Consider the following 11,507-nt stretch of genomic DNA (forward strand, 5'->3'; position numbering starts at 1 on the left):
CTGCACCACTATTCTTCGTCAAACCCGCGTGACGGAGAGAGCCCATGTCCCTGCAGAACATCAAACACGTCGTTGTCGTGATGTTCGAGAACCGTTCGTTTGACACGATGCTTGGCGGCTTGTACACGAACGGCAGCAGCCCCACGCGTTTCCTGCCCGCCGCCAGCGCGGAACAGCCATTCGACGGGCTCAAGGCGGGCCTGAGCAATCCAACGAAGGCAGGCGGCACCATCGCCGCGACCTCGCCGGCCACCACGGCCACGCTGCCCGACCCGGACCCGCAGGAGACGTTCGCGAACGTGCGCGTGCAACTGCTTGGCAGCGCGGCAGGCGCAACGCCCATGTCGGGCTTCGTACAAGACTACGAGACGACCGCAACGACGGACGCAAGCCAGGTCATGCAGTGCCATAGCCCCGATCAGCTGAAGGTGCTCTCGACACTCGCGCGCGAATATGCCGTCTCCGACGCATGGTTCGCCCCCGTGCCGAGCCAGACCTGGCCGAACCGCGCATTCGCCCACGCGGGCACGTCGAACGGCCACGTCGACAACGGCTCGCCGCCCGACCCCTTCGAATGGCAAGTGCGCACCATCTTCAACGTGCTGGGCGACGTGGGCGCGAGCTGGGCCGTGTACAGCGCCGCGCTCGTCGCGCCTTCGCTCACGCTCACGATGTTCCCGACGTTATGGGATCCGAAATATAAGGCGAACTTCCAGCGCTTCGCCAACTTCGTCTCGGCTTGCCAGAACAACACGCTGCCGCAGTATTCGTTCATCGAGCCGCGTTTTCTGCTCGATCCCAACGACCAGCACCCGCCACACGATGTCTACGCGGGCGAAAGCTTTCTCTACGACATCTGGCATGCGTTGAGCACGTCGCCCGCATGGCCCGAAACACTGCTCGTCATCACCTACGACGAGCACGGAGGCACCTACGACCACGTGCTGCCCCCCGCCAACGCCGTGGCGCCCGATGCCGCGAGCAACCCGGGCGACCAGAACTTCGCCTTCGACAGCTTCGGTGTGCGCGTGCCGGCGGTGGTGGTTTCGCCGTATATCGCGCCGGGCACCGTGTTCCGCTCGCCCAACACCACACCCTACGACCACACGTCGATTCTCGCCACACTGCGCGACTGGCTCGGCATCGCGCCCGCCGACATGCTCCCGAGCAAGCGCGTGGCGGCCGCGCCCACGCTCGCTCCCTTGCTCACGCTGGACGCACCGCGCACCGACCTGCCGGCTATCGCCGCGCCGCCGGCTTCCGGATTCATCGCCACCAATCTCGCCCGCCCGCTCAATGACCTGCAAAAGAGTCTCGTGAGCGGCACGGCGCGGCGCTCGGGGCTCGACCCGGCAGCCACGCTCGGGACGATGCCGACTCGCCAGCACGCAGTGGACTTCTTCCACAACCTGCTGTCGTCCGACCAACCCTGAGCAGACGAAAAAACCAAAAGCCGCCTCAGGCTTCGCCCAGCCTTTCCTGTGAAATCAACGCGAGCAGCACGTCCGAAAACGCATTGGCGGCGAGCGTGCTCGATGCACGCCGCCGCTTGAGCAGCGCGACGGTGCGCTGTGGCAACGCCGGCGCGACCGGCAGCGTGACGAGCCCGCGATGCTCGCGCAGCACCGCCGAAGGCAGCAGCGTGGCGAGCGTGCCGTCCTTCACGAGCTTGAGCACCGTGCCCACTGAATTGGCTTGCAGCATCACGCGCGGAATCAACTGATGCGCACGGAAATAGGCATCGGCGAAGCGCCGCACCACGAAGTCGGGGCTCAATAGCGCAAGCGGCATCGTCCCCAGCTGCTCCGCCGTTACTTCCGCGCGGCGGCGCGCCAGCGGATGGCGCGTGGCCACGAGCAGCGCCATGTGCTCGGCAAAGAGCGGACGCACTTCGATTTCGTCGGAGCGCACATCCGTGAAGCCAATGCCGAGATCGAGTTCGTCACGCTCGAGTCCGCCTTCGATGTCTTCGAGCGGCCGCTCGCTCACGTCGAGCGCGATCGCCGGGTGCGCCTCGCGAAAACCGCGTAGCGCCGGGCCGATCAGATATTCCGCGAAGGTCGGGGTATAGGCGAGCCGCAGCAGGCCGCGCGTGAGGTCGCGCACCTCGTTGAGCGCGCGCTTGCCGGCATCGAGATGCGCGAGCGCCTGGCGCGCGTGTTCGATGTAGACGCGCCCGAATTCGGTGAGGCTGATGGCGCGGCCGCTGCGGTCGAACAGCGCGCCGCCGAGATCGTTTTCCAGTTGGCGGATCTGCTGTGAAAGCGCCGGCTGCGAGACGTGCAGCACTTCGGCTGCACGCGTGAAATTCTTCAACTCCGCCACGGTGAGCACGTAGCGTATCGAGCGAAGCATCAAGATGGCTGCCTCCCGAATGTCTCCGGTTTTTTTCATAAGGCGCGCTTATCGTGACGATCCGAATATCGTCTTGGACGTGGACGCGCGCCCTGCGCAAAATGGTTTGCGATGGCGGCGATGCGGCGCGATGCGCGCGGCCTCTCCCGCCGGACACCATTCTACCGGGGAGCAAACGGATGTTCGAGTCGATCTCGATGAGTGTGGTGGCGGTGTTCGCAGGCGCGTGCCTGACGTTTCTCATCGCCATCCTGCTGCCCGAACCCGTTGTGACCAAAGGCGCCCAAGGCGGCCTTTATGCCGGGCTCGGCAACGAAGATGAAGATTTCGCGCGCGCGGACCAGGCGCGCACGCGCCGCTTTCGCGCGCTGCAAACGTGGCGCGCGGCCTCAGGCCGCCCCTCGCAGAGCCGGGCCGAAGCCGCGCCGCGCCCCGTCAATAGACGTCGCGTACGTAGCGCTTGTCCCGTCCGAGCGCACTGACGTAGTCGTGCGCGGCCTCGGCGCTCATGCCGCCATGGCCCGCCACCACCTCCCTGAGCGCTACATCCACGTCCTTCGCCATGCGGCTCGCATCGCCGCACACGTAGAGGTGCGCCCCTTCCTGCAGCCACGCCCATAGCTGCGCGCCCTGCTCGCGCATGCGGTCCTGCACGTAGACCTTCTCGCTCTGGTCACGCGAAAACGCGAGGTCGAGGCGGTCGAGATGGCCGTCCTTGCGCATTTGCTCCAGTTCGTCGCGGTAGTAGAAGTCGGTGGCCGCGTGCTGCTCGCCGAAGAAGAGCCAGTTGCGGCCCGTGTCGCCGCGCGCCTGGCGCTCGTGCAGGAAGGCGCGGAAAGGCGCGACACCCGTGCCGGGACCGACCATGATCATCGGCGCGTCGCCACTGCGCGGCGGCCGGAAATGCGTGCTCTTCTGCACGAACACCGGGACGCTGCCCTCCTGCGCGCGGTCGGCGAGGAAAGTGGAGGCCACGCCCTTGCGCTCGCGGCGGCCGTTGCTGTAGCGCACGGCCGAAACCGTCAGATGCACTTCGCCCGCGTGCGCCTTCGGGCTCGACGAAATCGAATAGAGCCGCGGCTGCAGGCGCTTGAGCATGCCGAGCAGTTCGGGTGCGTTCATGTCGACGGGATATTCGTGGAGCACGTCGGCGAGCTGCTGGCCCCAGAGCCAGTTGCGCAGATCGCCCTTGCGCGTTTCTTCGAGCATCTCTTCGAGGCCCCGTGAGCGCGTGCGGGCCGCAATGAACGCGAGCGCATCGGGGTTCGGGCGCGCGATCTCGTAGTGCTTGCTGAGCGCTTCGGCAAGGCGCATCTCGCCGTGGCCGCTCACCGCGACCGGCGTGTCGGCGGCGAGGCGCGTGAGGCCCAGCAACTCGTCGACGAGCGCAGGACAGTTGGTCGGCCACACGCCGAGCGCATCGCCTGCTTCGTAGTCGAGGCCCGCTTCGCCCGTTGCGAGCGAGAAGTAGCGCGTGTCCTTCGTCGCGCCCTTCATGTTCAGGCGGGCGTTCTTCAGCAGCTTCGAGGCGGCCGGGCGGGCCTTCGTCGCCGCGCAGCCCGGCAGCACCTCCGGAATCGAGCCGTCCGAGGGCACCGCGTGCAGCGCCGCGTCCTCCTGCTTGATGCGCACGACGATGCGGTCGAGCCATGCGTCGGCGGCGCCCTGGTATTCGCTGTCGCAATCCACACGCTCCATGAGACGCGTGGCGCCCAGCGCTTCGAGGCGCGCATCGAGCTTGCGCCCGTGACCGCAGAACGCATCGTAGTTGCGGTCGCCGAAGGCGAGCACGGAAAAGCGCAGCGAAGAGAGGCGCGGTGCGTTGTCTGCCGCGAGCGCGCTCCAGAAGGCTTCGCCGTTGTCGGGCGCGTCGCCGTCGCCGAATGTGCTCGTCATCAGGAGGACGTATTGCGCCTTTGCGAGGTTCGCGAGCGGGTAATCCGCCATACAGGCCGTGCGAATCTCGAAGCCCGAGTCCATCAGTTGCGTCGCATATTGCTCGACGAGCGATTCGACGTTGCCCGTCTGCGAGGCCCAGAGCAGCACGACCTTCGGGCGCGTGTGGGCGATGCGCACACCATGCGGCTTTTCTTCTGGCGCGCCCGGCGCGGCGAGCGCTGCCGTGCGCGCGACAGGTTCGCCGCGGCTGAACAGGCCCGCCAGCAGGCCGTCCAGCCAGACGCGCGTGTCGGCGGGAAACGGTGCGTGCGCGGGCAGCATGGGCACGCCAACGGGCTCGGCCGCCCTCAACGAGCGCAGGCCGCCCACGAAGCCCGCGAGGTACTGGCGCTGCACGTCGCCCAGTTGCGGCGCGGCGACGTCGTCGAGACCGAGTAGCGTCGAAAAGGCATCGATACGGGACATGTCGAGTTCCTGAGACGGGTTGACGGCTTGCGCCGCGCTGTCGTATTCGGCAGACGCAATGGCGGCATCGGCGGCATCCGGCTTTCGCGTGGTCTCGCGCGGCGCGGCTTGCGGGCCGACGCGCGTGAGCGCAACCGCGCAGAATTTCAATTCGGGCTGCTGGGAAACAGGGTCGACCGCATCGCTCGTGACCGCGTTCACGCAAAGCTCCTCGCCATACACGTCGTTCCAGTGCATGGGCGCGAAGCAGTTGCCGGGACGCACGCGCTCGGTCACCACGGCGGGCAGCACCACACGACCGCGGCGCGAGCGCACTTCCACGCGGTCCTTCGCGGCAATGCCGAGCGCGGCGGCATCCTCGGGGTGAATCTCGACGAAGGGGCCCGGGTTGAGCTTGTTGAGCATCGGCACCTTGCCGGTCTTCGTCATGGTGTGCCACTGGTGCTGCAAGCGGCCCGTGTTGAATACGACCGGGAACGTGCCGTCGGGTAATTCGGCGGGCGCAACGTGCGGGCGCGCGAAGAACACGCCCTTGCCGTGCGGCGTGGCGAACGCGATGCGGGGGCGCGTGCCATCCGCGTTTTCCTTGAACGGCTGGCTCACGCCGTCGTTCACATAGCGCAGCGGGTTGCGGTCGCTCGAGGCATCCGGCGCGATGGGCCACTGCAGCGGCGTTTCGCGCAACTTCGCGTGGCTCGCGCCGCGCAGGTCGTAGCCCGTCTTCGGGTTCGCGAAGCGCGTGATTTCGTCGAACACCTCGGCTGCGCTCGCGTAGCTGAACGCTTCTGCAAAACCCATCTCGCAGGCCACGCGTGCGATGATCTGCCAGTCGGGCAGCGCCTCGCCCGGCGGCTCGACGGCCTGCTGCATGAGCGTCAGGTTGCGCTCGGAGTTGATCATCACGCCCTCGGCCTCGGCCCAGAGCGCGCCGGGCAGCAGCACGTCGGCGTACTGATTCGTTTCGGTGTCCAGAAAAGCGTCCTGGGCGATCACCAGTTCGGCGGCCCTCAGGCCCGCCACCACCGTTTGCCGGTTCGCGACGCTCGCCACCGGGTTCGTGCAGATGATCCAGCACGCCTTGATCTCGCCCGCGGCCATGCGCGAAAACATGTCGATGGTGCCGCCGCCCACTTTCGCGGGCAGCGTGCCGGGCGCCACGCCCCATGCCGCTTCGACGAACGCGCGGTCGTCTTCTGCGAGCACCGTGCGCTGACCGGGCAAGCCGGGTCCCATGTAGCCCATCTCGCGCCCGCCCATGGCGTTGGGCTGCCCCGTGAGCGAGAACGGTCCGCTGCCGGGACGGCAAATCTTGCCCGTCGCGAGATGCAGGTTGCAGATCGCGTTGGTGCTCCACGTGCCGTGCGTGCTCTGGTTCAGGCCCATGGTCCAGCAGCTCATCCACTCCGGCGCCTCGCCGATCATCTGCGCGGCGCGGCGAATGTCGTCGACCGCCAGACCCGTGATCTCGGCGACCTTTTCCGGCGTGTAGTCTTCGAGGAACGCGGGCATCGCGTCCCATCCTTCGGTGTACTGCGCGATGAAGTCCGCATCGGTGTGGCCGCTCTTGTGCAGCAAGTGCAGCAGGCCATTGAGCAGCGCGAGATCGGTGCCCGGCGCGATCTGCAGGAACAGCGACGCCTTCTCGGCGGTCGCCGTGCGGCGCGGATCCACGACGATGAGCTTCGCGCCCGCCTTCACGCGCTCCATCATGCGCAGGAACAGGATCGGATGGCAGTCCGCCATGTTCGCGCCGATCACGAAGAAGAGGTCTGCGCGGTCGAAGTCCTGATAGGAACCCGGCGGGCCGTCCGCGCCGAGCGAAAGCTTGTAGCCACTGCCCGCGCTCGCCATGCACAGGCGCGAGTTCGACTCGATGTTGTTCGTGCGCACGAAACCCTTGGCGAGTTTGTTCACGAGGTACTGCGCCTCGATCGACATTTGCCCGGAAACGTAGAACGAAAGCGCGTCGGGGCCCTGCGCGTCGAGCGTCGAGCGCAGGCGGCGCGCCGTATCGGAGATCGCCTGCGCAAGCGGCAGCGGCACCGGGTCCTCGTCACGCGCGTGGCGCACGAAGGCGCGCTCGAGACGCCCCGACTTGCGCAGCGCCACGTGCGCCGACGAACCCTTCGTGCAGAGGCGGCCGAAGTTGGTCGGATGCTCGGCGTCGCCGGAGATCTTCGCGACCTGGCCGTCCTCGACGTGCAGGATCATCCCGCAGCCTACGCCGCAGTACGGGCAAACGCTCTTTACGCTCTCGCTGCTCATGCGGTCGATCGATATCAGCTTGAAACAGATTCAGGGCGCACGGCGCATCCTGCACGCCGCGCGTTTGGCACTTGGTTCGTCACTTCCTTTGTCACTTCAGTCGGCCAATCAGGCGGCAATCCACACCTGGCCGTTTTCCACGCGTGCCGGGAAGGCGTTGACCGAATGCTGCGGCGCTTCGATGCACTCGCCGGTGGACAGATCGAAGTGATGCTTGTAGATGGGCGAGGCCACCACGATGCGCTCGCCGAAGCTGCCCACGAGCCCGCGCGAGAGCACCGCTGCGTGCGAGTTCGGATCGTAGTTGCCGATGGCATACACGCGCGCGTCGCCGTCGTCGACATGGAACACGGCGACCTGCTCGCCCTTCACGAGCGCGCACACGCCGGTGTTCGGCACGATATCGTTGAGCGTGCAGACGGGAACCCAGTTGCCTTGACTATGTTCGTTGCTCATTTCGTACTCCTCGGTTCGATGAAAGGGAATCAGACGGTTTCGACGACTACGGGAATCGCGCTCAGTGCTTCGTGTGGCTTGAAATGCGGCGCCGCTTGCGGAACCTGCGTGCGCTCCTCGGGCGTAGCCGGGCGAATCTGACCGCGCTCTTCGATGAAGGTGACGTGCTGGTCGCCCGCATCGCTATTGACGAAGTGGCGGAAGCGGCGGCGCGTTTCCGGATCGGTCACGGCCTTCTTCCACTCGCATTCGTAGGTGTCCACCACGAGCTGCATTTCCGCTTCGAGTTCGGCGCCAAGGCCCAGCTTGTCGTGAACGACCACGTCGATCAGATAGTCGAGGCCGCCTTCGAGGTTGTCGCGCCACACGCTCGTGCGCTGCAGGCGGTCCGCCGTGCGCACGTAGAACATGAGGAAGCGATCGACGTAGCGCACCAGCGTGGCCTGATCGAGATCGGCAGCGAGCAGTTCCGCGTGGCGCGGCTTCATGCCGCCGTTGCCGCACACGTAGAGGTTCCAGCCCTTCTCGGTGGCGATGATGCCGACGTCCTTGCCTTGCGCCTCCGCGCACTCGCGCGTGCAGCCCGAGACGCCGAACTTGATCTTGTGCGGCGCGCGCAGCCCTTTGTAGCGGTTCTCGAGTTCGATCGCGAAGCCCACCGAGTCGCCCACGCCGTAGCGGCACCACGTCGATCCGACGCACGACTTCACGGTGCGCAGGGCCTTGCCGTATGCGTGCCCCGATTCGAAGCCCGCGGCGATCAGCTCTTCCCAGACGAAAGGCAGCTGCTCGACGCGTGCACCAAAGAGGTCCACGCGCTGGCCGCCCGTGATCTTCGTGTACAGGCCGTACTTCTTCGCCACCTGACCCACGGCGATGAGACCTTCCGGGGTGACCTCGCCGCCCGGCATGCGCGGCACCACCGAATAAGTGCCGTCGCGCTGAATGTTGGCGAGGTAGTAGTCGTTCGAATCCTGCAGGCTCGCGTGCTCCTTCTTCAGCACGAATTCGTTCCAGCAGGACGCGAGAATCCCGCCCACGGCCGGCTTGCAGATATCGCAGCCCAGCCCCTTGCCATGCTTCGCGAGCAGTTCGCCGAAGGTCTTGATGCCCTCGACGCGCACGATGTGATACAGCTCCTGGCGCGAATAGTGGAAGTGCTCGCAAAGGTGATTGTTGACGGCGAGCCCCTGGCGCTTCATCTCCGACTTCATGATTTGCGTGACGAGCGGCACGCAGCCGCCGCACGACGTGCCGGCGTTGCACGTGCCCTTCACCGCGGCGATGGTCGTCGCGCCTTCCTGCACGGCCGCGCAGATTTGAGCCTTCGACACGTTGTTGCACGAGCAGATCTGTGCGGCGTCGGGCAGCGCTTCCACGCCGATCGCGGGCTTGGCCTTGCCGTCGGCCTGCGGCAGGATCATGAATTCGGGCGACTCGGGCAGCTCGATGCCGTTGAGCATCATCTGCAGCAGCGTGCCGTATTCGCTCGCGTCGCCCACCATCACCGCGCCGAGCAGCTTCTTGCCGCAATCGGACACGACAATCTTCTTGTAGACCTGGCGGCGCTCGTCGGCGTAGCGGTAGGAACGGCTGCCGGGGGTCTTGCCGTGCGCGTCGCCGATGCTCGCGACGTCCACGCCCATCAGCTTGAGCTTGGTGCTCATGTCCGCGCCCGCGAAGGTCGACGCCTCGCCCGCCAGCGCCTTGGCCGCAATGCGCGCCATGTCGTAACCGGGAGCGACGAGGCCGAAGATCTGCCCTTGCCAGAGCGCACATTCGCCGATGGCGTAGATGTTCGCGTCGCTCGTGCGGCACTGGTCGTCAATTACGATGCCGCCGCGCGCGCCGATTTCGAGGCCACAGGCGCGGGCGATTTCGTCGCGCGGGCGAATGCCGGCCGAGAACACGATCATGTCGGCGTCGAGGTGCGTGCCGTCGCCGAACTGCATGCGGTTGGCGGCCGTTGCGCCGTCCACCGTTTTACCGTCCACGATCGCCAGCGTGTTCTTCTGCGTGTGCACGCTCACACCGAGTTCTTCGATCTTGCCGCGCAGCATGCGGCCGCCGTCGTCGTCGACCTGCACGGCCATGAGGCGCGGCGCGAATTCCACCACGTGCGTCTCGAGGCCCAGGTCGCGCAGGGCCTTTGCGCATTCGAGACCGAGCAGGCCGCCACCCACCACTACGCCTGACTTCGCGTGTGCGCCGCGCGCCTGCATCGCTTCGAGATCGGCAATGGTTCGGTAGACGAAGCAATCTGCGCGATCGTTGCCCGCTATGGGCGGCACGAACGCCGAGGAGCCGGTGGCCAGCACGAGCTTGTCATACGAAAGCGTCTCGCCATTGGACACCTCGATGGTGCGCGCCTCGCGATCGAGCGACACCGCCTTCGCGTTCAGCACGAGACGCACGTTCTCGCGATCGAAGAAGCCGGGTGCCACGAGCGAGAGATCGTCCGCCGACTTGCCCGCGAAGAATTCGGAGAGGTGCACGCGGTCGTAGGCGGGAAGCGGCTCCTCGCAGAGCACGGTCACGCGCGCGTTGGGCGCGCCGTCCGCAAGGATGCACTCGAGAAATTTGTGGCCCACCATGCCATGGCCGACGACGACGATCTCCATCGCTGCCGAGCTGTTCACTTCGTTCGTTGCTTGCACCATGCTGAGCCCCTGCCAATAAAAAAGGCGTCCCGCGATTCCAGCTTGCGCGAAGCCAGATTCGGGGGACGCCGTTGCCCTGAATACGAAACCCTTGTGCGCCGCGCTACTGCTTGCGGCCGAATCCCCATTGATTCGCTTGGCACTTGCTGCGAACCAATACGCAAGCACTGTGCCAATCTGCGTGTATCCCGCGAAACGCCCCGTCCGGCGGACTTCCGCGGCTTGCGTGCGGTGCCGCCGGTACGTCGCTCGCGCGCGCATCGTGATGCAGGCCAGCACAAGATTGGTGCCGTGCAGCACATTCGCTGTGCGCCGTGAGCGTGCAGGTTGCGGGGGTGTCAATTGGGGGCGGCCCACTAGGCGCGCCCCGCTAGCGGGCGGGCGGTGCGAGCGCGCGCAAGTTGGTCTGGAACTTGCGTGAGCCTGAGTGCCGGCAGCGTTGCCGGGCATGCAACCTGGGGCCGCGTTTCGCGCCTCGATTCGAACCCACCGGACAATGGCGTCCCCTCGTCGCAAGCGGCGAGCGGACGCCATTTGTTTTATGGCGCTCCCCACGTGGGTGCGCGCAATACAAAGGAAGACGACGATGATGACGGGCAACGAAGGCAAGGTCACGCTGGTGAGCGCGGGTCCGGGCGATCTCGACCTCCTCACCCTGAAGGCGGCGAAGGTACTCGCGAGCGCCGACGTCGTGCTGCTCGACGATCTCGTGAATCCGGAAATCGTCACGCTCGCGCCGCAGGCCCGGGTGATACGCGTGGGCAAGCGCGGCGGCTGCCGGTCCACGCCGCAGGCCTTCATCGAGCGACTGATGCAGCGCTACGCGCGGCGCGGCTTGCACGTGGTGCGCGTGAAAGGCGGCGACGCGCTGCTGTTCGGCCGCGCAGGGGAAGAACTCGCGGCGTTGCGCAAGGCGGGCGTGACGGTGGAGATCGTGAACGGGGTTTCTTCAGCGTTCGCGGCGGCGGCGGGACTCGGCGTGTCGCTCACGCATCGCGATCATTGCCAGGGCGTGATCTTCGTGACTGCGCATCTGCGCGACCACAGCGAACCCGACTGGCAGGCGCTCGCCGCGACGGGCATGACGCTCGCCATTTATATGGGCATGAGCCGGATCGAGTCGCTGTGCGCAACGCTCGTAGAAGCGCTCCCCACGGCAACACCCGCCGCCGTCGTGCAGTGGGCGGGCAGCGCGAGCGAGCGGCGCGTCACCGGCACGCTCGGCACGATCGCGGCGCACGCACGTGCAGCAGGCCTTGGCAGCCCCGCCATCATTCTCGTGGGCAACGCGATTGGCGAAGCGGCATCGTTCGCCATTTCGCCCGCGTCGTTCGGCGTGCATTCACAGGAAGCGGGCAGCGAGGGGCTGCGTCGACGTGCGTAAACGCGTTTGCGGCCCGTCGCTCA

Annotated in this window: 7 protein-coding genes; 3 read left to right on the forward strand and 4 right to left on the reverse strand. The window is 66.5% G+C overall.

Annotated elements, in window-relative coordinates; translation table 11 throughout:
* Positions 1-44 precede the first annotated feature (44 nt).
* Positions 45-1,433, forward strand: a complete 1,389-nt coding sequence (locus E1N52_RS29215) for an alkaline phosphatase family protein (protein WP_133186364.1) — start codon at positions 45-47, stop codon at positions 1,431-1,433.
* A 25-nt stretch (positions 1,434-1,458) separates the two neighbouring features.
* On the opposite strand, the gene cynR is transcribed toward E1N52_RS29215, so the two are convergent.
* Positions 1,459-2,394, reverse strand: a complete 936-nt coding sequence (cynR, locus tag E1N52_RS29220) for a transcriptional regulator CynR (RefSeq protein WP_133186366.1) — start codon at positions 2,392-2,394, stop codon at positions 1,459-1,461.
* Between the two features lie 140 nt (positions 2,395-2,534).
* Between cynR and E1N52_RS29225 the strand changes: the two genes are divergently transcribed.
* Positions 2,535-2,837, forward strand: a complete 303-nt coding sequence (locus E1N52_RS29225; RefSeq protein WP_133186368.1) for a hypothetical protein — start codon at positions 2,535-2,537, stop codon at positions 2,835-2,837.
* Here E1N52_RS29225 and E1N52_RS29230 read toward each other — a convergent pair.
* The 3 genes from E1N52_RS29230 to nirB form a co-directional block, all read right to left on the reverse strand.
* Positions 2,791-6,984: a bifunctional nitrate reductase/sulfite reductase flavoprotein subunit alpha gene (locus tag E1N52_RS29230; protein ID WP_133186370.1), complete on the reverse strand. Its 4,194-nt coding sequence runs from the start codon at positions 6,982-6,984 to the stop codon at positions 2,791-2,793. The two genes, E1N52_RS29225 and E1N52_RS29230, sit on opposite strands and share 47 nt — an antisense overlap.
* A 108-nt stretch (positions 6,985-7,092) precedes the next feature.
* Entirely contained in the window at positions 7,093-7,440 is a 348-nt protein-coding gene (gene nirD / locus E1N52_RS29235; protein WP_133186372.1) for a nitrite reductase small subunit NirD, read from the reverse strand.
* A gap of 29 nt (positions 7,441-7,469) precedes the next feature.
* Positions 7,470-10,061, reverse strand: a complete 2,592-nt coding sequence (gene nirB, locus E1N52_RS29240; RefSeq protein ID WP_133186473.1) for a nitrite reductase large subunit NirB — start codon at positions 10,059-10,061, stop codon at positions 7,470-7,472.
* Between the two features lie 628 nt (positions 10,062-10,689).
* On the opposite strand from nirB, the gene cobA reads away from it, so the two are divergent.
* A complete protein-coding gene (gene cobA / locus E1N52_RS29245; RefSeq protein WP_133186475.1) occupies positions 10,690-11,484 on the forward strand; it encodes a uroporphyrinogen-III C-methyltransferase in 795 nt (264 codons plus the stop codon).
* Positions 11,485-11,507 lie beyond the last annotated feature (23 nt).

This window comes from Paraburkholderia guartelaensis, assembly GCF_004353905.1.
Lineage (GTDB): Bacteria > Pseudomonadota > Gammaproteobacteria > Burkholderiales > Burkholderiaceae > Paraburkholderia > Paraburkholderia guartelaensis.